This is a genomic window from Jatrophihabitans sp. YIM 134969 (assembly GCF_054456675.1).
In genome coordinates, this window is the sequence record NZ_JBTJEQ010000040.1 from 19,255 (window position 1) to 45,680 (window position 26,426).

Annotated in this window: 22 protein-coding genes; 9 read left to right on the forward strand and 13 right to left on the reverse strand. The window is 73.1% G+C overall.

What is annotated here, in order from left to right; translation table 11 throughout:
• Nucleotides 1-6 precede the first annotated feature (6 nt).
• The gene (locus tag ACXR2U_RS18225; protein ID WP_458826492.1) at nucleotides 7-1,170 is read left to right on the forward strand and encodes a PQQ-dependent sugar dehydrogenase; all 1,164 of its coding nucleotides are present in this window, start codon (nucleotides 7-9) and stop codon (nucleotides 1,168-1,170) included.
• 34 nt (nucleotides 1,171-1,204) lie between these two features.
• Nucleotides 1,205-2,317, forward strand: a complete 1,113-nt coding sequence (locus ACXR2U_RS18230) for an alkaline phosphatase family protein (protein ID WP_458826493.1) — start codon at nucleotides 1,205-1,207, stop codon at nucleotides 2,315-2,317.
• 8 nt (nucleotides 2,318-2,325) lie between these two features.
• Here ACXR2U_RS18230 and ACXR2U_RS18235 read toward each other — a convergent pair whose 3' ends face one another.
• Nucleotides 2,326-3,294: a dioxygenase family protein gene (locus ACXR2U_RS18235; RefSeq protein ID WP_458826494.1), complete on the reverse strand. Its 969-nt coding sequence runs from the start codon at nucleotides 3,292-3,294 to the stop codon at nucleotides 2,326-2,328.
• A 150-nt stretch (nucleotides 3,295-3,444) separates the two neighbouring features.
• Here ACXR2U_RS18235 and ACXR2U_RS18240 point away from each other — a divergent pair, with 150 nt between their 5' ends.
• Nucleotides 3,445-4,902, forward strand: coding sequence for a phytoene desaturase family protein (locus tag ACXR2U_RS18240; RefSeq protein WP_458826495.1), 1,458 nt, complete (start codon nucleotides 3,445-3,447; stop codon nucleotides 4,900-4,902).
• A gap of 12 nt (nucleotides 4,903-4,914) precedes the next feature.
• Here the strand turns inward: ACXR2U_RS18240 and ACXR2U_RS18245 are convergent, their stop codons facing one another.
• Together ACXR2U_RS18245 and ACXR2U_RS18250 are read right to left on the reverse strand one after the other, a co-directional pair.
• Nucleotides 4,915-5,685 carry a lysostaphin resistance A-like protein gene (locus ACXR2U_RS18245; protein ID WP_458826496.1) on the reverse strand — a complete coding sequence of 257 codons (771 nt, stop codon included), beginning with the start codon at nucleotides 5,683-5,685 and terminating at the stop codon, nucleotides 4,915-4,917.
• Nucleotides 5,682-6,584: an NAD(P)H-binding protein gene (locus tag ACXR2U_RS18250; protein WP_458826497.1), complete on the reverse strand. Its 903-nt coding sequence runs from the start codon at nucleotides 6,582-6,584 to the stop codon at nucleotides 5,682-5,684. Before ACXR2U_RS18250 ends, ACXR2U_RS18245 begins: the two co-directional genes overlap by 4 nt.
• Before the next feature lie 105 nt (nucleotides 6,585-6,689).
• Between ACXR2U_RS18250 and ACXR2U_RS18255 the strand changes: the two genes are divergently transcribed.
• A complete protein-coding gene (locus ACXR2U_RS18255; RefSeq protein WP_458826498.1) occupies nucleotides 6,690-7,886 on the forward strand; it encodes an ATP-binding protein in 1,197 nt (398 codons plus the stop codon).
• On the forward strand, nucleotides 7,883-8,947 hold the full coding sequence (locus ACXR2U_RS18260) for a tetratricopeptide repeat protein (protein WP_458826499.1): 1,065 nt from the start codon (nucleotides 7,883-7,885) through the stop codon (nucleotides 8,945-8,947). The genes ACXR2U_RS18255 and ACXR2U_RS18260 overlap by 4 nt, the downstream gene beginning before the upstream one ends.
• A gap of 7 nt (nucleotides 8,948-8,954) precedes the next feature.
• On the opposite strand, the gene pruA is transcribed toward ACXR2U_RS18260, so the two are convergent.
• Together pruA and ACXR2U_RS18270 are read right to left on the reverse strand one after the other, a co-directional pair.
• Nucleotides 8,955-10,586 carry an L-glutamate gamma-semialdehyde dehydrogenase gene (gene pruA / locus ACXR2U_RS18265; protein WP_458826500.1) on the reverse strand — a complete coding sequence of 544 codons (1,632 nt, stop codon included), beginning with the start codon at nucleotides 10,584-10,586 and terminating at the stop codon, nucleotides 8,955-8,957.
• An 82-nt stretch (nucleotides 10,587-10,668) separates the two neighbouring features.
• Nucleotides 10,669-11,595: a proline dehydrogenase family protein gene (locus ACXR2U_RS18270; RefSeq protein WP_458826501.1), complete on the reverse strand. Its 927-nt coding sequence runs from the start codon at nucleotides 11,593-11,595 to the stop codon at nucleotides 10,669-10,671.
• An 86-nt stretch (nucleotides 11,596-11,681) separates the two neighbouring features.
• On the opposite strand from ACXR2U_RS18270, the gene ACXR2U_RS18275 reads away from it, so the two are divergent.
• Nucleotides 11,682-12,836 (forward strand): PucR family transcriptional regulator, encoded by a 1,155-nt coding sequence (locus tag ACXR2U_RS18275; RefSeq protein WP_458826502.1) that lies wholly within the window; start codon nucleotides 11,682-11,684, stop codon nucleotides 12,834-12,836.
• A gap of 71 nt (nucleotides 12,837-12,907) precedes the next feature.
• Here the strand turns inward: ACXR2U_RS18275 and ACXR2U_RS18280 are convergent, their stop codons facing one another.
• Entirely contained in the window at nucleotides 12,908-14,422 is a 1,515-nt protein-coding gene (locus tag ACXR2U_RS18280) for an MFS transporter (protein WP_458826503.1), read from the reverse strand.
• A gap of 93 nt (nucleotides 14,423-14,515) precedes the next feature.
• Here ACXR2U_RS18280 and ACXR2U_RS18285 point away from each other — a divergent pair, with 93 nt between their 5' ends.
• Complete coding sequence (locus ACXR2U_RS18285) at nucleotides 14,516-15,478, forward strand: helix-turn-helix transcriptional regulator (protein ID WP_458826504.1); 963 nt, start codon at nucleotides 14,516-14,518, stop codon at nucleotides 15,476-15,478.
• Between the two features lie 149 nt (nucleotides 15,479-15,627).
• Here the strand turns inward: ACXR2U_RS18285 and ACXR2U_RS18290 are convergent, their stop codons facing one another.
• Entirely contained in the window at nucleotides 15,628-15,816 is a 189-nt protein-coding gene (locus ACXR2U_RS18290; protein ID WP_458826505.1) for an antitoxin, read from the reverse strand.
• Between the two features lie 103 nt (nucleotides 15,817-15,919).
• Between ACXR2U_RS18290 and ACXR2U_RS18295 the strand changes: the two genes are divergently transcribed.
• Nucleotides 15,920-16,756, forward strand: coding sequence for a putative RNA methyltransferase (locus tag ACXR2U_RS18295; RefSeq protein ID WP_458826506.1), 837 nt, complete (start codon nucleotides 15,920-15,922; stop codon nucleotides 16,754-16,756).
• A 3-nt stretch (nucleotides 16,757-16,759) separates the two neighbouring features.
• On the opposite strand, the gene ACXR2U_RS18300 is transcribed toward ACXR2U_RS18295, so the two are convergent.
• Both ACXR2U_RS18300 and ACXR2U_RS18305 read right to left on the reverse strand, forming a co-directional pair.
• Entirely contained in the window at nucleotides 16,760-16,957 is a 198-nt protein-coding gene (locus ACXR2U_RS18300) for an antitoxin (protein ID WP_458826507.1), read from the reverse strand.
• Nucleotides 16,958-16,978: 21 nt separating this feature from the next.
• Nucleotides 16,979-20,803 (reverse strand): carboxypeptidase regulatory-like domain-containing protein, encoded by a 3,825-nt coding sequence (locus ACXR2U_RS18305; RefSeq protein ID WP_458826508.1) that lies wholly within the window; start codon nucleotides 20,801-20,803, stop codon nucleotides 16,979-16,981.
• A 137-nt stretch (nucleotides 20,804-20,940) separates the two neighbouring features.
• Here ACXR2U_RS18305 and ACXR2U_RS18310 point away from each other — a divergent pair, with 137 nt between their 5' ends.
• Entirely contained in the window at nucleotides 20,941-21,915 is a 975-nt protein-coding gene (locus tag ACXR2U_RS18310; protein ID WP_458826509.1) for a LuxR C-terminal-related transcriptional regulator, read from the forward strand.
• A 6-nt stretch (nucleotides 21,916-21,921) separates the two neighbouring features.
• Here ACXR2U_RS18310 and ACXR2U_RS18315 read toward each other — a convergent pair whose 3' ends face one another.
• From ACXR2U_RS18315 to dnaK, 4 genes are all read right to left on the reverse strand, one after another.
• Complete coding sequence (locus ACXR2U_RS18315; protein WP_458826510.1) at nucleotides 21,922-22,308, reverse strand: heat shock protein transcriptional repressor HspR; 387 nt, start codon at nucleotides 22,306-22,308, stop codon at nucleotides 21,922-21,924.
• On the reverse strand, nucleotides 22,305-23,528 hold the full coding sequence (gene dnaJ, locus ACXR2U_RS18320; RefSeq protein WP_458826511.1) for a molecular chaperone DnaJ: 1,224 nt from the start codon (nucleotides 23,526-23,528) through the stop codon (nucleotides 22,305-22,307). The genes ACXR2U_RS18315 and dnaJ overlap by 4 nt, the downstream gene beginning before the upstream one ends.
• An 89-nt stretch (nucleotides 23,529-23,617) precedes the next feature.
• The gene (locus ACXR2U_RS18325) at nucleotides 23,618-24,148 is read right to left on the reverse strand and encodes a nucleotide exchange factor GrpE (protein ID WP_458826512.1); all 531 of its coding nucleotides are present in this window, start codon (nucleotides 24,146-24,148) and stop codon (nucleotides 23,618-23,620) included.
• A 113-nt stretch (nucleotides 24,149-24,261) separates the two neighbouring features.
• Complete coding sequence (dnaK, locus tag ACXR2U_RS18330; RefSeq protein WP_458826513.1) at nucleotides 24,262-26,136, reverse strand: molecular chaperone DnaK; 1,875 nt, start codon at nucleotides 26,134-26,136, stop codon at nucleotides 24,262-24,264.
• Between the last annotated feature and the right edge of the window lie 290 nt (nucleotides 26,137-26,426).

Consider the following 26,426-nt stretch of genomic DNA (forward strand, 5'->3'; position numbering starts at 1 on the left):
CGGGCCATGGTCGCCTCCCGGTTCCGTCGTCGAGCCGCCGTCCTCACCGCAGCGGCGGGCGCCGTGGCGCTGGTCGGCGGGTGCACGACATCCGCCGACACCCCGGCGTCGCCGTCCGCGAGCACCACGACGCCCACCGCGAGCCCGAGCGCATCGGGGTCCAGCTCCTCGGCGGCGGGGACCGAAGCCCCGGCGCGCGCCGGCACACCCACGGTCGTCGCCGCGGGCCTGGAGGTGCCGTGGGGCGTGGCGTTCCTGCCCGGCGGCGACGCGCTGGTGAGCGAACGGGACAGCCACCGGATCGTGCGGGTCACGCCTTCCGGGGGCACGACCCCGGTCGGCACGGTGCCGGGTGTCGGCGGCGGCGGCGAGGGTGGACTGCTCGGCCTCGCGCTCTCGCCGGACTTCGCCACCGACCAGCAGGTGTTCGCGTACCTGACGACGGACACGGACAACCGGGTCGTCCGCTTCACCTACGACGGCCGGTCGATGAGCGGGTTCACCCCGATCCGCACGGGCATCCCGGCCGCCGGCAACCACAACGGCGGACGCATCGCGTTCGGACCGGACGGCCTGCTGTACGTCACCGCCGGCGACGCGAACGCCCGCGACCGCGCGCCCGACCCCGCCTACCTCGGCGGCAAGGTCCTGCGCATGACGGCCGACGGAAGGCCTGCGCCGGGCAACCCCGACCCCGCCTCGGTCGTGTTCACCCTCGGCCACCGCAACCCGCAGGGTCTCGCCTTCGGCCCCGACGGCGAGCTCTGGGAGGCGGAGTTCGGCCAGAACTCCCTCGACGAGATCAACCTGCTCGAGGCGGGCAACGACTACGGCTGGCCCGCCGCCGAGGGCACGGAGGGCGACACCGGCGACAGCACCGCCCCGCTGGTCACGTTCGCGACCTCCGACGCCTCACCCTCCGGCCTGGCGTACGCGGGCGGTGCGCTGTGGCTCGCCGCTCTCGGCGGTGAACGCCTCTACCGCATCGCTGTGAACGCCGACGGTTCGCTCGCCCAGCCCGAGACGCTGTTCGAGGGCCGGTTCGGCCGTCTGCGCACCGTCACCCTCGCCCCCGACGGCGCGCTGTGGGTCACCACCTCGAACCGCGACGGACGCGGCGATCCCGAGGCCGAGGACGACCGCATCCTGCGCATCCCGCTCACGACCTGACGGCCCGCACGGGGCGCGAGGCTAGGTTGCGGCGGTGACCGGAACGCTCGCCGACCTGTTGCCGGCGGTGGCGTCGGTGCTCGGCGTACCCGGCGGGACCGACACGATCGCGCTGGCCGACCGGGTCGGCGAGGTGGACCGGGTCTGTCTGGTGCTGGTGGACGGGCTGGGGCACGAACTGCTCCCCCGCCTCGCGCCGCACGCCCCGCTGCTGGCCTCGGTCCTGGCGGGCGTCACCGGAACGCTCGACGTGCTGAGCTCGCCGTGCCCGTCGACGACGCCGACCAGTCTGGTGACGCTCGGGACGGCCACGATGCCCGGTGAACACGGCATCCTCGGCTTTACCCTGCTCGTCCCGGGCACCGACCGCGTGCTCACCCACATCTTCTGGCGCGACGACCCCTCACCCGCGGTGTGGCAACCGGTCCCGACCTGGTGGGGGCGGATCGCCGCGGCGGGCGTCGACACCCGCGTCGTCCTCCCGGGGGCGTTCCTGGGCAGCGGCCTCACGATCGCGGCGTACGGCGGGGCCCGGGCGATCGGGCTCGCCGACGGCGACGACGCCACCGGACGCCTCGTCGACGAGGTGCGAGCCGGACCCGGCCTGGTCTACGGCTACACCTCGGTGCTCGACACCGCCGCGCACGTCCACGGCATCGCGTCGCCGGAGTGGGCGGACGCCGCCGCGCGGGTCGACGCGATGCTGGCCCGGCTCGCGGAGTCGCTGCCCCGCCGCACCGCGCTCGTCGTGACGGCCGACCACGGCGGGTTGGACGTGCCGTCCACCCACCGCGTCGACGTCGGGCGGGAACCGGCGCTGCGCGCGGGAGTCCGGGCCGTGGCCGGCGAGCCCCGGTTCCGCCATGTGTACTGCGTGCGTGGAGCCGCGGACGACGTGCACGCCACGTGGTCGGAGGTCCTCGGCCCACGTGCGACGGTCCTCACCCGCGAGCAGGCGGTCACGAGCGGCCGCTTCGGCCCGGTCGCGGACCGCAACCTCCCGCGTCTCGGCGACGTCGTGGCGATCGCCCGCGACGACTGGGCGATCATGGCCACCGACCGTGAGCCGCAGGCCGTCACCGACCTGGTCGGCATGCACGGCGCGCTGACGTCCGCGGAGACGGCCGTCCCGTTGATCGTTGTCTAGAGCAACGATCAGTTCTGACCCGGCCCACCCGTGGGCGGCGCACCCATCCCGCCGCCGTCTCCACCCGCGCCACCCCCGGCCGCCGTGGACGTGTCGACGCCGACGGCCAGGCGCATCGTGTACCCGGACGACACGTCACCGGTGACGGTCGGCAGTTGGCTCACGCCGCCGTCGTCGCCGAAGACGTTGTCGCCGTCGAGGCTGACCTTCGCGAGGTTGGTGACCGACTGCTCGTAGCCCTCCGTGGCGTACACGGTGTCGCAGACGTCCTGCACCATCGCGATCTGCGAGGTCGCGATCGCCGAGGTGGAGTCGGTGATGCTGTCGACGTCGGGATAGACCTCGAAGTGGATGTGCGGCCAGCGGCCGTCGTAACAGGCCGGGAAGATGCTGGTGAACGTGACCTCGCCGTTGCTGTCCGCGACCTGCACCCCGCGCAGGTAGTTCTGCTCCGTCACGCCGTCGGAGTACAGCGAGTAACGGCCCTCGCGGTCGCAGTGCCACACGTACACCGCGACCCCCTCGAACGGCACGTCGCCCGAGGCGAGGTCGGTCAACGCCAACGTCACCGTGACCGGCACCCCCTCGGCCGTCCCGGACATCTCGCCGAAGCTGGTGGTGATGTCGCGGCGCACCACGCCGGACGTCTCGAGGACGTCAGGTCCGTTCGAGCCGTCGCCGGGGTACGGACCCGCGGTCTCCTCGGGGATCTCGCTCTCGGCCGCGGTCGTGGTGCCGGTGGCGGCTGCAGACGACGAGGACGACGAGGACGACGTCGTGGAACTCGACGACGAGCCACCTCCGGCAACACCGGCCGCACCGCAGGCGGTCAGCCCGGCGGTCGCGGCGCCGAGCCCGAGGAACTTCAGCACGGACCGGCGGCTCAGGGTGCCCAGGTCGAACGCGAGGCCCTGGTCGACGACCTCTTCGTCGGGGCGTGGGAGCGGACGTCCCTCGTAGGTGGGGCGTCGGGTCATGGCGGGTCCTCCGGTGGTCGGTCGTGATGTGGGTCCACCCTCACCGGGCGCGGGTCACCGGCACGTCATCGGACCGTCAACAGCAGGTCAAGCGCGGCTGGGGTGGTGGCCGCCCGTCTGAGCCCGGCGGGCACGGGGCAAGGTGGAGGTGTGAGTTCCCGACCCGCCCGCGCCCACGTCGTCGGCGCCGGGCCGAACGGCCTCGCCGCGGCCATCACCCTCGCCGAGCAGGGCATCCCCGTCACCGTCTTCGAGGCGTCGTCGACCGCCGGCGGCGGATGCCGGACCGCCGAGCTGACCCTGCCGGGTTACCGCCACGACGTCTGCTCCACGGTCCAGTCGATGGTCGAACTGTCGCGGTTCTTCCGTGGGCTGGACCTGGAGGGCATGGGGGTGCGGATGCGCCGGCCCGAGGCCTCGTTCGCGCAGCCGCTCGACGGCGGCCGGGCGGCGGTCGCGTACGCCGACGTCGAACGCACCGTCGAGGGTCTCGGCGCCGACGGCCCGGCCTGGCGGTCGCTGTTCGGGCGGCTGTCGGAGTCCGCGCCGGAGGTGCTCGGCGACGTGTTCTCCGACCTGCGCCACGTGCCGCGCCACCCGCTGCTGCTGGCCCGGTTCGGGCTGCCGGGTCTGCTGCCGGCGACGACGTTGGCCCGCACCCGCTTCTCCACCGACGCCGCGCGGGCGTTGTTCGCCGGGCTCGCGGCCCACAGCGTCCGAGACCTCGGCGCCCCGCTGACCTCGGCGTTCGGCCTCGTCCTGGGTGTGAGCGCCCACGCCAGCGGCTGGCCGGTCGTCGAGGGCGGCAGTGGTGTCCTGGCCGACGCCCTCGTCACGCACGCCGAGTCACTCGGGGTGGAGTTCGTCCTCGACCACGAGATCCGCTCCCTGCGCGAGCTGCCACCCGCCGCGTCGACCCTGCTCGACATCGGCCCCCACCAGTTCGCCGCGATCGGCGGCGACGACCTGCCGGCACGCTACCGCCGCACACTGCAACGGTTCCGCTACGGCGGCGGGGTGTTCAAGCTCGACTACGCGTTGTCCGGCCCGGTGCCGTGGACCAACCCCGAGGTGCGGACGGCCGGCACGGTGCACCTCGGCGGCACCCTCGAGGAGGTCGCCGCGAGCGAGGCCGCGATGGAGGCGGGCCGGCACAGTGAGCGGCCGTACGTCCTCGTCGTGCAGGCGGGGGTCGCCGACCCGACCCGCACGCCCGACGACGGCGAGACCCTCTGGGCCTACTGCCACGTGCCGAACGGGTCCGACCTCGACCGCACCGACGCGATCGAGGCCCAGATCGAACGGTTCGCACCGGGGTTCCGTGACCTGGTGGTGCACCGGACGAGCCGGACGTCGTCCGGGTACGAGGCGTACGACGCGAACTACGTCGGCGGTGACATCAACGCCGGTCGCGCCGGGATGTACCAGTCGGTGGTGGGCCCCACGCCGTCGCTGTCGCGGTACGCCACCCCCGTCGACGGCGTCTACCTGTGCTCGTCGTCGACCCCGCCCGGCGGCGGGGTACACGGCATGTGCGGTTGGAACGCCGCCCGCAGCGCCCTCGCCCGCGACTTCGGGACGCGACTGCAGACGCCGGTGCTCACCTGACCGTCGGTCCGCTCAGCGGCCCAGGCGCCGCCGGGCCCGTCGCGCCTCGGCCTTGGGGCCGGTGAACAACGGCGGCAGGAACCGGAACATCAGCGTGGACCACGTGAGATGGGTGAGCAGCGGGGCCTGGATGCCGCCCGTCGCGCGGCGTTGGGCCGCGAACAACGTGCCCATGACGGCCGCGGCGAGCACCAGGGCCGGGTTGCGGGTGGAGACCGTGGCCAGGGTGTAGACCGCGGTCGTCTTGGCCACCGGCTTGGACGTCCCTGCCGCGGCGTACATGGCACCGCGGAAGAAGACCTCCTCGGCGGCCCCGTTGGCCAGGGCCGTACCGAGGGTGAGAGCCGAGTTCCCCTCGTCGGCGAAGGTCAGGATCTTGGTGAGCGCACGGTCGAGGAACGGGATCTCCCGCGCGACGAGCGCGACGGCGTAGAAGACGCCGAACGCGCCGACCCCGAGCGCGACCGGCGTGAGCAGCGGCCGTTCGAGTTCCTGCTCGGTGCGCCGCTGCTGGTATCCCAGGTGCAACGGTCCGGATCCGAACCCGCCGACCACCCAGGTGCCCGCCACGGCCGCCGTGAGCCCGTAGAACTCCTTGGTGTCGGGTTCCGCCGACAGCGACAGGCCCAGCAGCGACGCCCCGACCACCGTCGTCCCCGCCACGACCCGACGACGCCGGGTGAACGCGGCGTCGGACTCCCAGTGGTCGCGCGGGACCTTCTCGGTCAGCCAGGACGGCAGCCGTCGGCTCAGCTGCGCGGCGCGGTCGTTCAGGGCGTTCACGCGTGGGCCCCGCGCGCGGCCCGCGCCCGCTCCCCCAACGCCACCAGGACCATCTCGTCGTAGTCCATCGGCTCGAAGGGCACGACCTCGCGGATCGCGTCGTCCTTCACCACGACCTCGTTGCTCATGGACTCGATGAGCGAACGTCCGGTCTGTCGGTCGACGTCGGTGACCAACGACAACCACCGCGAGGACAACGACTTCGACAACACGGGAACGGGCACGATGATCATGGTCCGCCCCTCGATGACCGCCACCCGCCGCAGCATGTCGACGTACCGCAGGACCTCGGGCCCGCCGATGTCGTAGTGGTGGCAGTCGGGGTCGTCGACGTCGAGCACGCCGACGAGGTAGCGGACCGCGTCCGCGATGGAGATCGGCTGGGTGCGGGTCCGCACCCAGCGCGGCGTGATCATGACCGGGAGGTGCTCGACCAGCTGCCGGGTCAACTCCCACGACACGCCGCCGTGGCCGATGACGATCCCGGCCCGCAGAGCGGTGGTGGGGACGCCGGAGTTCTCGAAGATGTGCTCGACCTGACGCCTCGAGCGCAGGTGGGGGGACAGGTCGTCGTGGTCGTCCCCGAGGCCGCCCAGGTAGACGATGCGCCGCACGCCCGCGGCCTTCGCCGCCGACGCGAACGCCTCCGCGGCCTCGGCGTCGAGCTTCTCGAAGTTCGCCTCGTCGAGGGAGTGCACGAGGTAGTAGGCCGCGTCGCAGCCCTCGAGCGCCGGCGGCAGCGTCTCCGGGTCGAAGACGTCGGCGCCGACGGCCTCACCCGCTCCGCGGTAGGTGTCGGGGTGACGGGTCATGGCCCGGACGTCGTGACCGTCGTCCGCGAGTGCCGCCGCGAGCCGACCGCCGACGAACCCGGACGCGCCGGTGACGAGGATGCGCACACCGTCAACCTGCCCGGATCCGGGCGTCCCTGCACGCTCCGTGGGGTGGTGCACAGCCCGGGTTCCCGGTGTCCGCGCGCCGCGGTGTCTCGTACGGTCGTCGTCGTGGACGACGCGCTGCTCGAGTCCCTGCTGGCCGCGCTCGCCGGGCGGCCGGACGACCTGCCGCTGCGACTGCACGTCGCGGACCAGCTGCTCGCGGCCGGGCGGCACGCCCAGGCGGTCGGGGTGGTGGCACCGGCGCTCGCGGCGGACCCCACGGACGCCCGGATCCAGGCCCTCATGCAGCGCGCGCTGGCCGGTCCTCCTGCCACCACGCCGGAGACCACCGACCCACCCTTCGACTGGGGGCACGCCGAGGCCCAGCTCGACGGCCCACCGCCGGCGTTCGTCGAGACCGGCGAGGCGCCGCCCGCGGCCGACGCGTACGACCTCGAACTGCCCACGGTGACGCTCGCCGACGTCGGCGGGATGGAGGCGGTCAAGGAGCGTCTCGACGCCGCCTTCCTCGCCCCGATGCGCAACCCCGAACTGCGTCGTCTGTACGGCAAGAGCCTGCGCGGCGGGTTGCTGCTGTACGGCCCGCCCGGGGTCGGCAAGACCTTCCTGGCGCGGGCCGTGGCGGGTGAGCTCGGTGCCGGGTTCGTGTCGATCGGTCTCGCCGACGTCCTCTCCCGCTGGCTCGGCGAGTCCGAACGGGCGCTGCACGAGCTGTTCCAGCTCGCCCGCCGCAGCGCGCCGTGCGTGGTGTTCATCGACGAACTCGACGCGCTCGGGGGCCGACGGAGCCAGCAGCGCACGACCGGTCTGCGGACGATGGTCAACTCCCTGCTCACCGAGCTCGACGGCGTGGAGGCGGTCAACGAGGGCGTGTTCGTGCTGGCCGCGACCAACCAGCCCTGGGACGTCGACCCGGCGTTGCGGCGTCCCGGGCGCCTCGACCGCACGGTGCTCGTGACCCCGCCCGACGCAGCAGCCCGCCGCGCCATCCTCGAGACGCACCTGCGTGACCGGCCACTGGCCGGCATCGACCTCGGCCGGATCGCCGAGCGGACAAACGGTTTCTCGGGCGCGGACCTCGCCCACGTCTGCGAGACCGCGTCCGAACGCGCTCTGCTCGACAGCGCCCGCTCGGGGACCGTCCGGCTCATCGACATGCGCGACGTGGACGCCGCGCTCGCCGAGATCCGGCCGTCGATCGGGCCGTGGTTGGACACCGCCCGCACCGTCGTGAGCTTCGGCGACGACGACGGCACCTACGCCGACCTGCGGGCCTACCTCAGGGAGGTCAGACGGCTGTGACCACGACCGGCGGCGAGACGCCCGACACCGTCGCCCTGCTCGAGCGGGCCGATGTGCTGATCGACCTCGACCGCTACGCCCAGGCCCGCGAGACCCTGCGGCCGGTCATCGCCGAGGATCCCGACGACCCGTTCGCGCTGCTGATGCTCGCGCGGTGCGCGCTGGGAGAAGGGGAGGTCGGTGACGGCCTGCACCTCGCCGAGCAGGTCCTCGCCGTCCGCCCCGGGGACGACCAGGCCCACCGGATCGCTGCACTGTGCAACGCCGGTCTACGTCGTGTGGACGCCGCCCGGCAGCACGCCGACGCCGCCGTCGCGGCGCTCCCGACCAGTTGGACCGGCTACGTCGTGCGCGCTCAGGTCGACCTCGTCACCGGCCGGGTCGACGACGTCAGCGTCGCCGCCGCCGAACGGGCGGTGGGCCTGGCGCCGCAGGAGCCCTCCACCCATCTGATCCTCGGCCAGGTGCGGAACGCGAAGGTCGACACCGACGCCGCACGGGCCGCGCTGCAGGAGGTGCTGCGGCTGGACCCCGAGAACGCCGACGCGCTGCGCGGCCTCGGTGAGGTCAGCACGACCCGCCTGGAACTGCACGACGCGGTGCGCACCTACCGGCGGGCCGCCGCGCTGCGGCCGGGCGACCCGCGCATCGGCCGCGACCTCGCGGCGGTGGTCCGGCGGTTCTTCACCGTCTTCAGCCTGCTGCTGCTCGCGGCCGACGGCATCGGCATCCTGCTCCGGAACGTCGGCACCGGCCGGATCTTCTTCACCGCGCTGATCAGCGTGCTGCTGTTCCGCACCGCCCGTCGGTTCCGCCGGGTGCTCGGCGAGGGTGGCCGCTCCCAGCGCCGGGCCATCCGCCGCGCGACACCCGGCAGCGTCATCCGCACGACCGGACTCGCCCTGGCCCTCGTGACGTTCTGGGCCGGCGCGTTCGTCCTGCCCGGGGCCCGGGTGCCGGTCCACCTGGCGAGCGCCGGGTTGGTGGTCGGCAGCGCGGTGCTGTCCGGCCTCTGGCGGTTCGTGCTGGAGGTGTGGCGGCAGGCCCGCGCGGCCCGCTGACCCGACCTCAGCCCTCCATGTGCGGGTAGCGCCAGTCCGTCGCCGGGACCAACGTCTCCTTGACCGAGCGGGTCGAGGTCCACCGCATGAGGTTCTGCGGCGCACCCGCCTTGTCGTTGGTGCCCGAGGCCCGCGCCCCGCCGAACGGCTGCTGCCCGACGACCGCCCCGGTGGGCTTGTCGTTGACGTAGAAGTTGCCGGCGGTGTTGCGCAGCCGCTCCGACGCCCGGGCGACGGCCGCGCGGTCCTGCGCGACGATCGAGCCGGTCAGCGCGTACGGCGAGGCGGAGTCGACCTGGTCCATGACGGTCTCGAAGTCGGCGTCGTCGTACACGTGGACGCCGAGGATCGGCCCGAAGTACTCGGTCGTGAAGACCTCGTCGGTGGGGTCGCTGCCCTCGATGATGGTCGGACGTACGAACCACCCGACGCTGTCGTCGGTGGTGCCGCCGGCGACCACCTGCAGCGACGACGACTCCGTTGCACGCCGCAACGCCGCCTGGTGCTTGGCGAAGGCCCGGTCGTCGATGACGGCGCCCATGAAGTGCGAGAAGTCCGTGACGTCGCCGACCGTGATCGACTCGGTCTCGGCGATCAGGTCGTCCTTCATGCGGTTCCACACCGAACGCGGCACGTACGCCCGCGAGGCGGCCGAGCACTTCTGGCCCTGGTACTCGAAGGCGCCGCGGATCAACGCGGTCCGCAGGACGTCGACGTCGGCGCTGGGGTGGGCCAGCACGAAGTCCTTGCCGCCGGTCTCGCCGACGATGCGCGGGTAGGCGCGGTAGCCCCCGATGTTCTCGCCGACCGTGCGCCACAGGTGCTGGAAGGTCGGCGTCGAACCGGTGAAGTGGATGCCGGCGAGGTCGGGGTGGGCGAGCGCCACCGACGACACGTCGAGGCCGTCACCCGGCAGCAGGTTGATGACGCCCGCGGGCATCCCCGCCTCCTCGAGCAGCCGCATCGTGAAGTGCGCGGCGAACTGCTGGGTCGGCGACGGCTTCCACAGCACGACGTTGCCCATGAGCGCGGGAGCGGTCGGCAGGTTGCCGGCGATGGCCGTGAAGTTGAACGGGGTGATGGCGTAGACGAAGCCCTCGAGCGGGCGGTGGTCGAGCCGGTTCCAGATCCCCGGGCTGTTGGCCATCGGCTGCTCGGCGAGGATCTGCCGGGCGAACGCGACGTTGAAGCGCCAGAAGTCGGCGAGCTCGCACGCGGCGTCGATCTCGGCCTGGTAGGCGGTCTTGCTCTGACCGAGCATGGTCGCGGCGTTCAGCGTCGAGCGCCACGGCCCGGCGAGCAGGTCCGCCGCCTTGAGCAGGATCGCCGCGCGGTCGTCGAAGTCCATCGCGGCCCACGCGGGCGCCGCGTCCTTCGCGGCCGCGATCGCCGCGGTGGTGTCGGCGGCGCTGGCGCCCCGGCCGGTGCCCAGCACGTGCTCGCGCCGGTGCGGCTGCACGACCGAGAACTCCCCGCCGCCGCCGAGCTTCTGCTCACCGCCGATGGTCGCGGTGAGCTCGACCGGCGACTTCACCAGCTCGGTGAGCGACGCCTGCAGCGCCGCCCGCTCGGTCGATCCGGGGGCGTAGGTCCGGACCGTCTCGTTGACGGGGGCGGGGACGGAGGTGATGGCGTCCATGTGGGATGTCCTTCCGCGAATGGTGTGTCCCGCTGCAGCCTGGGGCTGCAGGAGTCCACAGGATCCGGTCGTTGAGGGTGGGTCAGCGGGAGACGAGCGCGCGGACGAAGAAGCCGACGTTGGCGGGGCGTTCAGCCAGACGACGCATGAAGTAGCCGTACCAGTCGTCGCCGAACGGGACGTAGACGCGCAGGCGGTGGCCGGCGTCGTGCAGGCGCTGCTGCTCACCGGTGCGGATGCCGAACAGCATCTGGAACTCGTAGCTGTCGGAGGTCCGGCCGTACTCGACGATCATGCGTTCGGCGGCGTCGATGAGGGCCGGGTCGTGGGTGGCGACCTGCGGGTAGCCCTCGCCCGCCATGAGCAGACGCAGGTTCCGGGCGTAGGCGTCGTCGACCTCGGCCTTGCTCTGGTAGGCGGCCGACGCCGGTTCGGCGTACGCCCCCTTGACCAGCCGGATGCGCGAGCCGGTGTGGGTGAGGTGCGCGAGGTCGCCCTCGGTTCGGCGGAGCATCGCCTGGACGACGGTGGCGACCCACGGGAAGTCGGCGCGCAGGGCCTGCACCGTCTCCAGGGTGGCGTCGACCGTGGTGTGGTCCTCCATGTCGACGCTGACGGTCGTGCCCGCGGCCGCCGCCGCCTCGCAGACACGACGGGCGTTGTCGAGGCTGATCGCGGGGCCGTCGGCGCCGAGGGCCTGGCCCATGGCCGAGAGCTTGAGCGAGACCTCGGCCGCCGGGGTGAGACCCGCGGTGCGCAGGTCGTCGAGGAACCCGACGTAGGCGGCCGCGGTGGCGTCGGCGTGCTCGCGGTCGGTGACGTCCTCCCCGAGCCGGTCGACGGTGACGTCGAGGCCGCGGCCGATGAGCTCGCGGACGCTGGCGAGCGCCTGCTCCTCGGTGGTGCCCGCGACGAAGCGGTCGACCACCTGGCGGGTGACCGGCAGCGACGTGGTCAGCCGCCGCACCCGGTCGTTGCGGGACAGCTTCATGAGCACCGGGTTCGCCATGACGGTCAGTGTTCCCGGCGCCGCCCGGAGGCTCCATGGACAGACGTCGAGCGTCGTTCCACCCTCGTCAGACATATGCTCAACCCGTGCGCCCGGAGCTGCAGGGGATCGTCGAGGAGGCCGCCCGGCTGCTGGGCGCGCCGATCACGCTGGAGGACCGGAACTTCGACCTCGTCGCGTACGGCACCCAGCGGCCCGACGTCGACGCCGTTCGCCAGGGTTCGATCCTCACCCGAGGGTCCACGCCCGAGGTGCGGGAGTGGTTCGAGCGCTACGGCATCGCCACGACCCCCGACCCGGTGACCATCCCCGGCGACAGTCGGCTCGGCATCGCCCCACGGCTGTGCCTGCCCGCGCGGTGGCGCGGGGTCACCTACGGCTACGTCTGGGCCTACGACTGGACCGGCGACGTCCGGTCCCCCGCCGTCCGCGCCGCGGCCGACCTCGCCGAGCACGCCGGGACCTTGCTGGCCGCGCAGAGCCGCACCCGGGAGAACGCCGCCTCGACCCTGGCCGACCTGCTCTCGGCCGACGCCGACGACGTCACCCGGGCGATCGCCGCGGTCCGCGAACGCTCGGAACTGCCGCACGACGTCCCGGTGGTCGTCGTCGTCGCGGGCGCCACCGGCGACGACGGCCGCGACCTGTCGCTCAACCTCTGGCGGCTGCCGCGGGCCGTCCTCGCCTCGAGCACCGAACTCGGCACCACCCTGCTCGTGCCGCTGACCCCCAGGCGCAACCCGGCCCGCGACGCCGACCTCCGCCCGGCCGAGGACGTCGCGCGCCGCACGCTCGACCTGTACGCCGAACGCGTCGCCGACCGGACCTCGCTCGTCGCCGGGATCGGTGCACCCACCACCGATCTGCGCCAGGCCCGCACGTCGTGGCGCCAGGCCCGGCTCGCCGTGCGGGTCGCGCGTGTCGACCCGGCCCGGCGACCCGTCGCCGCCTGGGACGACCTCGGCGTCTACCGCCTCCTGGCCGCCGATCCGGCGCCGGGACTCGTGCTCGACGCACCGGTCCGACGGTTGCTGGACGATCCCGAACTCACCCGCACGATGCGGACGTTCCTCGACCTGGCCGGCTCCGTCGCCGAGACCGCGGCGGCCCTCGGCATCCACCGGCAGACGCTCTACCACCGCCTCGGCCGGGTCGAGACGCTCACGGGACTCTCGGTCAAGCGGGGCGAGGACCGCCTGCGCCTGCACCTCGGCCTCACCCTCGCCCCGCTCCTGACCTGACGAAACGACCGAATTCTGTGTACTCCTGCGGCGTGGGGCCGCAGGAGTACACAGAATTCGGCCAAACGGGGTCAGGCGTACTGCGCGACCTTCGCCCGCCGCGGGAGGAACCAGCCGACGACGAAGGCCACCGCGATCAGCACCAGGGCCACCGTCATCGTCGCCTCGATCGCGTCGAGGTGACGGCCGGCTGCCGCGGCCGCCGCCGGTCCGCCGCGCTCGAGGGCGAGGTGACCGAAGAACACGGTGCCGAGCACGGCCACCCCGAGCGAGGCACCGAGCTGCTGGAAGGCCTCGAGCATCCCGGACGCCGAACCGACCTCGTGGTCGTCGATCTCGCCGGTGATGATGCTGAACAGCGGCACGAAGATCATCCCCATGCCGAAGCCGTAGACCACCAGGCCGGGGATGACGGTGCCGCCGCCGACCGTCGAGCCGGCCGAGACCGCGTGCAGGCACACCAGTTCGACCACCACACCGACGGCCATGATGGCGAGGCCGATGTGCAGGATCGGGCGCCCCACGGCCTGTGCCGCCCACGCCCCGACCCCCGAACCGAAGAACGCGCCGACGGCCAGCGCCGCCATCCACAGGCTGGCGTGGATCGGCGACAACCCCAGTCCGAGCTGCAGGAACAGTCCGACGGTCAACGAGAAACCGACGAGCGCACCGAAGAACACCATCGTGAACACGATCCCGGCGACGTAGGAACGCTTGCGGAGGACGCTCGCCTCGAGCAGCGGGGTGCGTCCGGTGCGCACGCGCCGGCGCTGCTGCGCCACGAACACCGCGAGCACCGGGACGGCCGCGGCCAGGACGGCGAAGATCCAGGTCGGCCAGCCGAGCGTCCGGCCGTCGACCAGCGGGAAGACGAGCAGGAAGCTGACTGCTGCCATGAGCAACGTTCGGACCAGGTCGAGCCGGATCGTGCGCGTACCGGCGCCCTTCGGGAGCACCTTGGCCCCGACGACCAACGCGAACACGCCCATCGGGACGTTGATGAAGAAGATCGAGCGCCAGTCGCTGCCGCCCGGGTTCCACTCGATGAGCAGTCCGGCCACGATGGGCCCCGCCACGGTCGAGATCCCGATGACCGGACCGAACGCCGCGAAGGCCTTGCCGAGCTGGTCCGCCGGGAACAGGTCGCGGATCAGGCCGAACGTCTGCGGGGTCAACAGCGCGGCCGCGAGCCCCTGCACGACCCGGAAGCCGATCAGCGAGGCCGGCGACCAGGCGAAGGCGCACGCCGCCGAAGCCGCGGTGAACCCGGCCAGGCCGATCAGCAGCATCCGTCGACGCCCGTACCGGTCGCCGAGGCGGCCGCCGGTGAGCAGCCCGACCGCGATGGCCAGCGTGTAGGCCGCGGCGGTCCACTCCAGCTGGGAGGACGACGAGCCGAGGTCGCGCTGGATCGACGGCGCCGCCACGTTCAGCACGGTGGAGTCGAGCAGGTTCATGATCATCGCGGTCAGCACCACCGCGAAGCCGGTCCACCGGCGCCGGGCGTCCGGGTCGCGGGGGCGCGCCGGTGCGTCGGCGGGCGCTGTGTCGGTGGGGAGGGCTGCGGGTTCGAGCGTCGTCGTCATGTCGACTCCTGGTCGGTCGGCCGTTCTGGACGACCACACCTTCCCGAGGCATCAGGAACGTTTCGTTCCGCTTGGTCGACTAGTTTCGACGACATGGCCCAGACGTCCGGACGGCTCCTCACGCTGCTGTCGTTGCTGCAGACCCCGCGCGAGTGGCCCGGTCCGGAACTGGCCGCGCGGCTGGAGGTCAGCACCCGGACCATCCGCAACGACGTGGAGCGCCTGCGCGCGCTGGGGTATCCGGTCGAGGCGACGCGCGGCTCGGTCGGCGGCTACCGGCTCTCGGCCGGCGCCGCGATGCCGCCGCTGCTGCTCGAGGACGACGAGGCCGTGGCGATCGCGGTCAGCCTGCGCACGTCCGCGGGCGGCGGGGTCGAGGGCATCGAGGAGACGTCGTTGCGGGCCCTGACCAAGCTGCAACAGGTCCTGCCGCAGCGCCTCGCCCACCGCGTCGACGCATTGCAGTCCTACACGGTGCGGGCCACGCCCGGGGCGCGTGGCGTCCAGGTCGACGCCGCCGTGCTCGGCCTGCTGGCCGCGGCGGCGCGTGACCACGAGATCGTGCGCTTCGCCTACTCCGACCGGTCGGGCGCGGCGACCGAGCGACGCGTCGAGCCCTACCGGCTGGTGAACCTCGGGCGCCGCTGGTACCTCGTGGGCTATGACCTCATCCGCGACGACTGGCGGATGTTCCGCCTCGACCGGATGACCGAGCCACGATCGGTCGGCCACCGGTTCCGCGACCGGCCGCTCCCCGCCGACGACCTCGGGGAGTGGGCGGCCGGCAAGACCCGCACGAGCAACCCGTTCCGCGCCACGGTCGTCGCCCACACCTCGAGCGCGGACATCGCGGCCAGCATGGGAGCGTGGGCCGAGGGCAGCATCGAGGACCTCGGACCCGACCGGTGCCGGCTCACGCTCGGCGCGCGCTCGGCCGCCGACCTCGCGAACTGGCTGACGTTCCTGCGGTGCGACTTCGAGGTCGTGGACTCACCGGAGTTGACCGCGGCCGTCGCCACCCTCGCGGACCGCTTCGCCCGCGCCGCCGCGACCTGAGACCCACCCCCCGGCGAGTGGTCACCTACCCCCTCGAATGGTCAGGAATTCCCGCCCACTCGCAGGCAGAGGTGACCACTCGCCGGCGGGGTGAACGCGCTCGGGCACCCTCGCGGACCGCTCCGCCCGCGCCGCCGCGACCTGACGGGTCAGTAGCCGCGGCGCTCGGTCCCGCCGCCGCCGGTGACCTTCCGGATGTTGCGCTTGAGGTTGCCGAGGACGCCGGCGTGCTTGCCGCCGGTCCGCTTGTTGACGGCGTCGACGGCCTTGCCCACGCCGCGCTCGACGCCCTGCGGGTTCTTCTGTGCGTAACGACGTGCCTTGTCCAGCAGGCTCATGACGGTCCCCCCGTTGACGGTGCGCTGACACGAACGTCATGCCCCGCTGAGCTCGGGGGTCACTGTGGGTCGGCTGGGGACGGGCGTCGCGCACACTCGTGGCGTGACCGCAGCCCTCGACCGTGCGCTGCCGCTGCTGCGGTGCCCCGTCGGTGCGGAACCACTGGCGCGCGTCGACCGGTCGCTGCGGTGCAGCGCGGGCCACAGCTTCGACATCGCCCGGCAGGGCTACGTCTCGCTGTTCGCCGGGGCGCGACCGCACGCCGGCGACACCGCCGCGATGATCGCGGCCCGCGACCGTTTCCTGGCGTCGGGGCACTATGCAACGATCGCGGCGGCCGTGGCGCGGGCCGTGGCGGAGACCGCGCCGGCGGGACCGGTCCTCGACCTCGCGGCAGGCACGGGTTGGTACGCCGCGCAGGTCCTCGACGCCGAACCCGAACGCCTCGGCGTGGCCGTCGACGTCTCCGTTCCCGGCCTGCGACGCGCGGCGCGGGCGCACGACCGGTTGGCCGTGGTGGGAGCGGACGCGTGGGCCACCCTGCCGGTGGCGGACGGCGCGTTCGCCGCCGCTCTGAGCGTCTTCGGGCCACGCGACCCGGCCGAACTCGCCCGGGTGCTGACGGCGTCCGGCGTGGTGGTGACGGTGACCCCGACCCCGGGTCACCTCGCTGAGATCATCGGCCCGCTCGGGATGCTCGAGGTGGGCAGCGACAAGTCGACCCGGCTGCACGCGGCGTTCGGTGGCTTCGACCGCCTCGCCACCGAACGGGTCGAGCGCGTCGCCACGCTCGACAACGCCACGCTCGCCGACCTCGTGGACATGGGGCCGACCGGGCACCACCAGGACCCGGCCGCGACCGCCCGCCGGGTCGCGACCCTGCCCGACGCCGTCCCGGTGACGGTGTCGGTCGAGGTCACGACGTTCCGGCGGCGGTGAGACTCAGGAGCGCCGGACGTCGTTGCGCTCGGCGTCCTTGCCGGTGAGCACGTCGCCCGCCTTGTCCTGCGCCTGGTCGACCTTGTCGGCGTACTTGCCCCCGGTCTTCTGGTCGACCAGGTCGCCCGCCTTCTCGATCCCCTGCTCGACCTGCTCGGCGTGCTCGCTCGCGAACTTCTTGGCGTTGTCGAGGAATCCCATGCGCTCAGCCTAGGGCGGGCCTCACGGCACCCGCATCGTCACGCGGACGACCGGCGGCGGGTAGGGCGAGTCGTCCTCGAGCACCACGGCTGCCTGGTAGCTGCCACCGGACGGCGTGACCGCCACGGCGGTGAGGCGCACCCGGATCGTCGCGGTGGCACCGGGCGCGATGCGGACCGGTGCGTCGGCGACGGAGAGCCACGGCGCGTCCGTCGCGCTGCCCGTGCCCCACCCGGGCAGCACCCAGGTGGACCGCAGCGGCGTGGCCGTCCCGGTCGAACCACCGACGGCGAACAGCCCGCTCGCGCCCCCACCGCGGTAGCTCGCCACCGGCGCCGCCGGCAGGGACGACCAGGCGTCGATCGCCGGGTCGTACGCCCAGGTCCGGTTCGTCAACGCCCGGTTCTCCACCACACCCCCACTGACGACCAACCGTCCGTCGCCGACGGCGGCCGTGCCGCCCCACTGGTCGGTGGGCAGGTCGGCGAGCCGGGTCCAGGTGCTCGTGGCCGGGTCGAACCGCTGCGTGGTGCGGATCTGCGTGTCGTTGTCGTCGGTCCCGCCGGCGCAGTACAGGGCGTGGCCGATCCCGCCGCACGCGGCGAACGACGTCGCCTTGTCGGTCCCCGGCGCCCACGTCCAGGCGTCGGACGCCGGGTCGTACACCTGCAGGTCGTACGAGCCGCACCAGTCCCGTGAGCAACCGCCGACGAGGTAGAGCTTGCCGTCGACCGCCCCCTCGCCCATGGCGGCGTACGGCAGCGGCACCGGCGCCCGCGACGTCCACCGGTCGGTGGCGGGGTCGTAGACCTCGGTGACCGACGACGTGCCGCCCCCGTCCACCCAGCCGCCGGTGACGTAGAGCTTGCCGCCGATGAACACCGCGGAGGCCTGCGCCCGGGCGACCGACGCGTCGGCCTTCCGCGACCACGTGCCGGTCCGCAGGTCCAGGCGGTAGAGCGCCGCGCTGTAGCCCTTCGGCGTGACGCCACCGACCGACCACAGCGCGGTGCCGTTGCTCGCCGTGGCGTTGTCGAAGACCGCAGCCGGAGCGTCGGCCAGCGCGCGCCAGCCACCACGACCGGCAGGGGTCGGAGCGGTCGCGGCGGCACCGGCTGCACCGGCCGCGGAGACCGGGGCGGCGGAGCGGCTGACCGTGGCCGGGACGTCCACGGCGGGCGCACCCGCTCCCGGCGAGGGCACCCCGTAGCCCGAGGCCTGCTCGTGCGGGCGGACGACGACCGGCGCCGTCCCCGTGTTCCGCACGGTCACGTCGACCGTGCCGGTCCCACCCGCGGCCACCGTCGCGGCGACGCCGCGCTGCGCGGGCACGGACCGGCCCGAGCTGAGCGGCAAGGCGACGGTGGTGACCCGGTCGGCGACCACGGTGACCGGCACCGTCACGGGCCGGTAGCCGGGGCGGCTCGCGGTCCAATCGGCCGTCCCGGCCGGGACGAAGACCTCGAACCGGCCGTCACCGATCGCACCGCCGGCGCCGGTGGCCGTGTGCAGGTCGCCGGGTCCGCTGACGTCGACCGCCGGCAGCTTCGCACCGGTCGTGGCGTCCTTCGCCGTCCCGAGCACGAGACCACCGGGGACGACGGCCTGTTCGCGGTCGCCCAAGGCGACGTCGTCGACCTCCCACCAGGTCGCCCACGTGCCGGTGTAGTGGAACCGGACCTGGACGGCGCGCTGGTGCACGGCCGTCGGCAGCGGCACCGAGACGACTCCACTGACCGTCGACGACGTCCCCGCCGGGTTCCACACGGTCGACCACGTGGAACCGCCGTCGACGCTGAGCTCGACCGTCGTGTCCTGGCCGTCGTAGGGGTTGACGTAGGTCGAGAACTGCAACGTGGGGTGGTCGGCCGCGTGCAGGTCGGTGACCGGGCCGGTCAGCAGGCTGTCCTGGTGGTGGCCGCTGCCCGCGGCGTCGGAGTCGACGATCGCGAACCCGCCGCTCCCGCCGGTCTCGTTGCCCCGGGTGCGGGGATCGTCGAAGCGCCACCCGGGGGTGTCGCCGGTGTCGGCGACCGTCCAGCCGGTCGGCACGGCGCCGGCGCCGAAGCCCTGGTTGCGCCCGTCGAAGCGGGTCTCGTACCCGGGCGCGGCGACGCCCGCGGCGTCGACGGTCAGCGGCACGTCCAGCGCGACGTCGGCCGCCCCCACCTTCACCGTGCGGGTGACCGGCAGGTAGCCCGGCAGCCCGGCGGTGACGTGGAGCGTGTAGCTGCGCCCGGCCGGGAGCGCGAGCGTGTACCGGCCGGTCGCGGGCGCCGCGGTGACCGGGCCGCCCGGGACGTCGTCGACGGTCACGGTCGCGGGCAACGCCCAGCCGTGTCCGGACGCGTCGGTGACCCGGCCGGAGACGGTGCGGACCGCCCGGGGCTTCAGGGTGACGTCGGCGGGCGTCGTGGCCCCCGCGGTCACGGTGACGGTGGCCGAAGTGCCGTCGTAGCTGCCGTACGCCGACGCGGACACCGTCCAGCTGCCCGCGGAGAGGGTGAGGTCGTAGTGGCCGTCGGCGTCGGTGACGGCCGTGGCGCGGTCGGTGGCGTCGGCCGTCCCGTCGACACGGGTGGCGGTGACCGCGGCCCCGGCGATCGGCGCGTGCCCGGCCGCCGTCGTGGTCACCTCGCCCGCGAGGGTCCCGTGCGGGCCGGTGACGAAGGCGGAGGTGCCGCGCGGCGTGCCGAGGCCGGTGGGGCCGTCCCACCCGGGGCCGGCGGTGCACCAGACCGCGGGGTCGCAGCTGCCGTTGGACCCGCCCGTGACGTCGAACAGCGCGCCACGGTGGGCCCAGGGGTAGGTCACCGGCTCGGTGCCGGGCTCGGCGCGACCCGCGAGGGCGTAGACCCCGGCCACCACCGGTGCGGCGAGGCTGGTGCCGCCGACCTGGATCCAGCCGTGGCCGGAGTACGAGTTGTAGGAGGCGAGACCGGTGGCGGGGTCGGCCACGGCTGCGACGTCGGCGCTCGCGCGGTGGTCACAGCTGGTGCCGGTCTGCCACGTGGGCTGGGGTTGCTGCACCGAGCACCCGCTGCCGGCGCCGTCCCAGACCGTCTCGCGCCAGCCGCGGTTCGTGCCGGAGGCGCGGGCGAGGCTGGTGCCGCCGACCGCCGTCACGTGCGGCGACGCCGCCGGGTAGGCCACGCCGAAACCGTCGTCACCGGTGCTGGCCACGACCGCGACGCCCGGGTGGTCGTAGTACGCCGCGTCCTGCTCGAGCTGGTCGGGGTTCTCACCGCCGGTCGGGCTGCTGGCGTAGCGGCTGCCGTAGCTGTTGGAGACGACGTCCGCCCCGAGGGCGACGGCGGTGGCGACCCCCTTGCCGAGGTCGTCGACCAGGCTGGAGTCGGTCTCGACCAGGAGCAGGTCGGCCAGCGGGGCGACGGCCGAGACGGCGTCGAGGTCGAGCGCGATCTCCCCCGCCCAGCCCGCGTCCGGCGCGGGGATGTCGGTGCCACCGCGCTGGTCGACCTTGCGGAACTGCCCCGGCTGCAACGCGGGCAGGCCCATCGTCTTCCGGTACACCGCGAGGTCGGCCTCGGCCTTCGGGTTGTCGTAGGCGTCGACGATCGCCACGGTGACGCCCGCGCCGCCGTTGGCCGGCAGCTGGTACGCCGACCGCAGGTTGGCCGGGGTCAGCCCCTTCGGCGTGGTGCCCTTGGACTGCCCGTCGGTGACCTGCGCGACGGCGAAGCACCGGGCGTGTCCGGGCGCGACCTCGGAGGCGCACAGCGGCACCGTGTGGGTCGACCGGTCGGTGGGCGCCGCGGCGGCCGTGGACGTGAACCCGGGGGCGACGGCTGTGGCCACCACCGCGGCGAAGGTCGCGGCGACCACGACGAGACGACGAGTGATCGGTGCAGTGTGCAACGTACGAGCTCCAAGCATCAGGGGCGGCCACGTCGTGGGGCGCGGCCACTCTCTCGGCGCGGAGCAGACGCGGCAAGATGGTGCGCGTGTCGGGTTCACGTCGGATGTCGTCATACGGACAACCGCTGACCGCGGTCGGGATCGACGATCCGGTGGCGTCCGACGTCTACGTCACCCTCGTCCTGGAGCCGGGTGTCGCCGCGGACATCGTCGCGGCGCGGACCGGCCACCCGCCGGCGCGGGTCGCCGCTGCGCTGCAGCGACTGGCCGACGCCGACCTGGTCGTCCACGACGGTGCGGGCGCCTGGGACGCCGTCAGCCCCGACTCGAGCCTGGCGAGCGCCCTGGTGCGCCGGGAGGAGGGGGTGCGGGAGGCCAAGCGGGCGCTCGGGGTCCTGGAACGGGAGTTCCGCGCGGCGCGGCGTTCCGCGCACCCCGGAGACGTCGTCGAGATCCTCACCGGCGCCGAGGCGGTCGGCACCCGGTTGCGGGAGGCGCAGCGCGGCGCGAACCGGAGCATCCGCGGCCTCGACCGCCCGCCGTACGTGAGCGTGCGGCCGGGCTCGAACCGTGACCTGCTCGCGAAGGTCGAGGAGGGGCTCGACGTCCGCATCGTGCTGGACGGCGCGGCCGCCGCGTGGCCCGGCCGGTTGACCGGCGAGATCCTCGAGTGGCGCGCGGCCGGGGACCGGGTCCGGATCGCGGAACAGCTGCCCACCAAGGTGTTCCTCGTCGACGACGAGATCGCGCTCGTCCCCGTCGTCTCGACCGAGGCGAGCCTGCAGCAGTCGGCCTACGTCGTGCACCCCGGGTCGCTGCTCGACGCCCTCGCGGCGTTGTTCGAGCGCGAGTGGGAACGTGCGTCGGTGCTGCCGTCGGTCGAGCAGTCCGAGGTCGACGACGCCACGGCGGCGTTGCTGACGTTGCTCGCCGCCGGTCAGACCGACGCCGCCATCGCCCGCGCGTTCGAGGTGAGCGAGCGGACCGTGCAGCGCCGGGTGCAGACACTGCTGGCCCGCCTGGGCGTCACGAGCCGGTTCCAGGCGGGCCTGCGCGCCCGTGAGCGCGGGTGGATCTGAGCCGGGTCAGCGGCGGGCGGACGGCCGCCACACCACGAGCGCGGTGGACGGCATCGAGCGGGCGACGAGTTCGTCCTGCATCCGCAGGATCTCGGCGCTCATCTCGGCCAGGCGGGAACGCAGGGCGTCGACCTGCGACTCGAGCTCGATGATCCGCTTGATGCCCGCCAGGTTGACGCCTTCGTCCTGCGAGAGGCGTTGCACCTCGCGGAGCAGAGCGACGTCGCGCGCGGAGTAGCGCCGGCCACCGCCGAGCGTGCGCGACGGCGTGACCAGGCCGAGCCGGTCGTACTGCCGCAGCGTCTGGGCGTGCATGCCGGCGAGTTCGGCCGCGACCGAGATGACGAAGACCGGGGCGTCCTCCGGAACGGCGTGGCCGACCGGGCGACTCATCGGGTCACCCCGTTCAGGGCCGCCGTGATCTGCGGACGGGGATCCTCGGGCTGGGCCGCGGCGTAGGCCTCGATGGCCTCCCGCGCGGCGGAGTCGAGCTTGGCGGGGACCGCCACCTCCACCGTCACCAACAGGTCACCGGTCTTCTTCGCGGTGGCGATGCCACGCCCCCGGACCCGCAGCGTGCGGCCGGACGCGGTACCCGCGGGCACCTTGAGCGAGACCGCGCCGTCGAGCGTGGGGACCCGCAGCGTGGTGCCGAGCGCGGCCTCCGGGAACGTCACCGGGACGGTGAGCCGGAGGTCGTCACCGGAGCGGGTGAACAGGGGGTCGGGGCGGACGTTGACCACGACGTAGAGGTCGCCCGCCGGGCCGCCCCGCTGACCGGGCGTGCCCTTGCCGGGGATCCGGAGCTTGGCGCCGTCACGGACGCCCTGCGGCACCTTGACGGTGATGGTGCGGGTGCGGTTCTCGACGCCGCTGCCCCCGCACTGTGGGCAGGGGGTGTCGACGACCTGACCGCGGCCGAGGCACTGCGGGCAGCGCTCGGAGAACCCGAAGCCGCCCTGGTTCTGCGTGATCGAACCACTGCCGCCGCAGGTCGGGCAGGTGTGCGGGGACGTGCCCGGTGCCGCGCCGGAACCGTGACACAGCGAGCACTGCGCGGGGCCGGTCAGCTGCAACGGCAGCGTGACGCCGTGCGCCGCCTCGCCGAAGTCCAGGGTGACCTGCGACTCGACGTCCTGGCCGCGCTGCGGACCCGAACCCTGCGGGCGACGCGCGCCCCCGCGGCGACCCGCGCCCGCCGCGCCGGCGTTGCCGAACAGGTTGCCGAACAGGTCGGCGTACTCCGCCGACGAGCCGGTACCGCCGGCCCCCCGGAACAGGTCGTCGATGTTGATGCCGCTGGTGAAGCCGCCACCGCCACCGCCGCCGCCCGGGAAGCCGCCACCGCCGCCGGGGAATCCGCTGAAACCGCCGCGCGCCCCGAGAGTGCGCAGCTCGTCGTACTCCTTGCGCTTGGCGGCGTCCGAGAGCACGTCGTAGGCCTCGGAGACCTCCTTGAAGCGCTTCTCGGACGCGGCGTCACCCGGGTTCTTGTCCGGGTGCAGGTCGCGGGCGAGCTTGCGGTACGCCTTCTTGATCGCAGCGCTGTCGGCGTCCTTCGCGACGCCCAACGCGGCGTAGAAATCCTTCTCGAGCCAGTCCTGCGCAGCCATCGCCGGACGTCACCTCCTTCTCCACTGCCGAATTCTGTGTCTTCTTGCGGCCGGGGGCCGCAAGAAGACACAGAATTTGCGTTCTTCGCTTACTCGGGGGCGGTCACGCCCACCATCGCGGGCCGCAGCAGCTTGTCGCCGATGCGGTAGCCCTTGCGCATGACCACCGTGGTGGTCGGGCGCTCGACGTCCGCGCTGGTGTCGTGCGTGACGGCCTCGTGGACCGCCGGGTCGAACTCGTCGCCCTCGGTGCCGAAGGCCTCCAGGCCCGCGGCCGCGAGTGCGCCCTCGAGCTTGTCGGCGACGGCCTTGAACGCGCCGGTGAGGTCGTCGTGCGCGCGGGCCCGGTCGACGTCGTCGAGCACGGGCAGCAACGACGACAGCGCCTTGGCCACCGCGTTCTGCGCGCTGACCTCGCGGTCGCGCTCCATCCGCCGGCGGTAGTTCGCGAAGTCCGCGGCCGCCCGTTGGAGGTCGGCGGTCCGCTCGGCGAGCTCGACCTCCAACTCCATCTCGCGGGTCACCACGAGCTCCTCCTCGACTGCCGGCTCCGGCGCGCCCAGCGCCTCGGCCAGACCGTTGCCTTCAGCAACGATCTCTTGATCGGATTCCGACGCCACGTGGCGCGGTTCGCCTGTGACCGGATCGATCCGGCGCTTGTCACGGATGACGACGCGCTCCGGATCGTCCGGGTCGCGGCGAGGGTCCTGGCCCTCGCCGCTTCCCGGGGCGGTCACTGCTTGGTGAAGTCGGGGCCGTCGGGACCTTCGTCCACGACCTCGGCGTCGACCACGGTGTCGTCGTCGGACACCGTCTGGGTGGACTCGCCGCCGGCCGCACCGGTGCCCGCGTCAGCGTTCGCCGCAGCGCTCGCCTCGTACATCGCGGTGCCGGCCTGCTGGGCGACCGTGGCGAGCTTCTCCTGCGCCGCCTTGATGGCGTCGAAGTCGTTGCCCTCCAGGGCCTTCTTCAGCTCGGCGATGCCGTCGTCCAGCTGCGTCTTCGTCTCGGCCGGGAGCTTGTCGCTGTTGTCGGCGACGAACTTCTCGGTCGTGTACTGCAGGGACTCCGCGGTGTTGCGCACCTCGGACTCCTCGCGGCGCTTGCGGTCCTCCTCGGCGTGGGCCTCGGCGTCCTTCATCATGCGGTCGATCTCGTCCTTGCTCAGACCGGAACCGCCGGTGATGGTCATGCCCTGCTCCTTGCCGGTGGCCATGTCCTTCGCCGACACGTTGACGATGCCGTTCGCGTCGATGTCGAAGGCGACCTCGATCTGCGGCACGCCACGCGGCGCCGGGGGCAGGCCGGTCAGCTCGAACATCCCGAGGCGCTTGTTGTACGCCGCGATGTCGCGCTCACCCTGGTAGACCTGGATCTGCACGGACGGCTGGTTGTCGTCGGCCGTCGTGAAGATCTCCGAGCGACGGGTCGGGATCGTCGTGTTGCGCTCGATGAGCTTGGTCATGATGCCGCCCTTGGTCTCGATGCCGAGGGACAGCGGGGTGACGTCGAGCAGCAGGACGTCCTTGACCTCACCCTTGAGGACACCGGCCTGCAGGGCGGCGCCGACGGCGACGACCTCGTCCGGGTTGACGCCCTTGTTGGGCTCCTTGCCACCGGTCAGGCTCTTCACCAGGTCGACGACGGCCGGCATGCGGGTGGAACCACCCACGAGCACGACGTGGTCGATGTCGTTCACCGAGATGCCGGCGTCCTTGATGACGTTGTTGAACGGCGTCTTGGTGCGGTCGAGCAGGTCCTGCGTGATCCGCTGGAACTCGGCCCGCGAGAGCTGCTCGTCGAGGAACAGCGGGTTCTTCTCGGCGTCGACGGTGATGTAGGGCAGGTTGATCGAGGCCTGCTGGTTGTTCGACAGCTCGATCTTGGCGCGCTCGGCCGACTCACGCAGCCGCTGCATCGCCATCTTGTCCTTGGTGAGGTCGATGCCGTTGGCGGCCTTGAACTTGTCGACGAGCCACGTGATGATCCGCTCGTCCCAGTCGTCACCACCGAGGTGGTTGTCACCGTTGGTCGCCTTGACCTCGATGACGCCGTCGCCGATCTCCAGCAGCGACACGTCGAACGTGCCACCACCGAGGTCGAAGACCAGGATGGTCTGCTCCTTGTCGCCCTTGTCCAGGCCGTAGGCGAGCGCCGCCGCGGTCGGCTCGTTGACGATCCGCAGGACGTTGAGGCCCGCGATCGCGCCGGCCTCCTTGGTGGCCTGACGCTGGGCGTCGTTGAAGTACGCGGGAACGGTGATCACCGCGTCGGTGACGTCCTCACCCAGGTAGGCCTCGGCGTCGCGCTTGAGCTTCTGCAGCACGCGGGCGCTGATCTCCTGGGGCGTGTACTTCTTGCCGTCGATGTCGACGGTCCAGTCGGTGCCGATGTGGCGCTTGACCGACCGGATGGTGCGGTCGACGTTGGTGACGGCCTGCCGCTTGGCGACCTCACCGACGAGGACCTCGCCGTTCTTGGCGAACGCGACGACCGACGGGGTGGTCCGCGATCCTTCCGAGTTCGCGATGACCTCCGGCTCGCCGCCGGTGAGGGTGGCGACGGCGGAGTTGGTGGTACCGAGGTCGATACCGACGGCTCGTGCCATGTGGGGATGCTCCTTCTGGATGTCTCTAGGTGCCAGGTGGTGCTGGACTCTCAGTCATCACAACTGAGTCGGGGTCGCTCAAGTTCCAGGGTAGGGTGTGACCTGGGCCACCTGACGAGGTCTGCCCGTTCCGTCCTTGTGGGCCCCCGGGCCGCCCGTCAGGATCACGTTCGTGACAGGTCAGGTGGCGAGACGGGCGGTGCTGGCCGCGGCGGCCGGGGGCGGCGCCGCGGGCGTCCTCGGTGCGTGGGCGGCTCCGGCGTCGGCCGCGACCCCTGCCCTGCCGCGAG

Coding starts and splice junctions, on each gene's coding strand:
- dnaJ (WP_458826511.1), bottom strand. CDS start 23,528: ATGGCTGCGCAGGACTGGCTCGAGAAGGATTTCTACGCCGCGTTGGGC.
- ACXR2U_RS18290 (WP_458826505.1), bottom strand. CDS start 15,816: ATGAGCCTGCTGGACAAGGCACGTCGTTACGCACAGAAGAACCCGCAG.
- dnaK (WP_458826513.1), bottom strand. CDS start 26,136: ATGGCACGAGCCGTCGGTATCGACCTCGGTACCACCAACTCCGCCGTC.
- ACXR2U_RS18280 (WP_458826503.1), bottom strand. CDS start 14,422: ATGACGACGACGCTCGAACCCGCAGCCCTCCCCACCGACACAGCGCCC.
- ACXR2U_RS18285 (WP_458826504.1), top strand. CDS start 14,516: ATGGCCCAGACGTCCGGACGGCTCCTCACGCTGCTGTCGTTGCTGCAG.
- ACXR2U_RS18300 (WP_458826507.1), bottom strand. CDS start 16,957: ATGGGATTCCTCGACAACGCCAAGAAGTTCGCGAGCGAGCACGCCGAG.
- ACXR2U_RS18225 (WP_458826492.1), top strand. CDS start 7: ATGGTCGCCTCCCGGTTCCGTCGTCGAGCCGCCGTCCTCACCGCAGCG.
- ACXR2U_RS18235 (WP_458826494.1), bottom strand. CDS start 3,294: ATGACCCGACGCCCCACCTACGAGGGACGTCCGCTCCCACGCCCCGAC.
- ACXR2U_RS18315 (WP_458826510.1), bottom strand. CDS start 22,308: ATGAGTCGCCCGGTCGGCCACGCCGTTCCGGAGGACGCCCCGGTCTTC.
- ACXR2U_RS18270 (WP_458826501.1), bottom strand. CDS start 11,595: ATGGCGAACCCGGTGCTCATGAAGCTGTCCCGCAACGACCGGGTGCGG.
- pruA (WP_458826500.1), bottom strand. CDS start 10,586: ATGGACGCCATCACCTCCGTCCCCGCCCCCGTCAACGAGACGGTCCGG.
- ACXR2U_RS18310 (WP_458826509.1), top strand. CDS start 20,941: ATGTCGTCATACGGACAACCGCTGACCGCGGTCGGGATCGACGATCCG.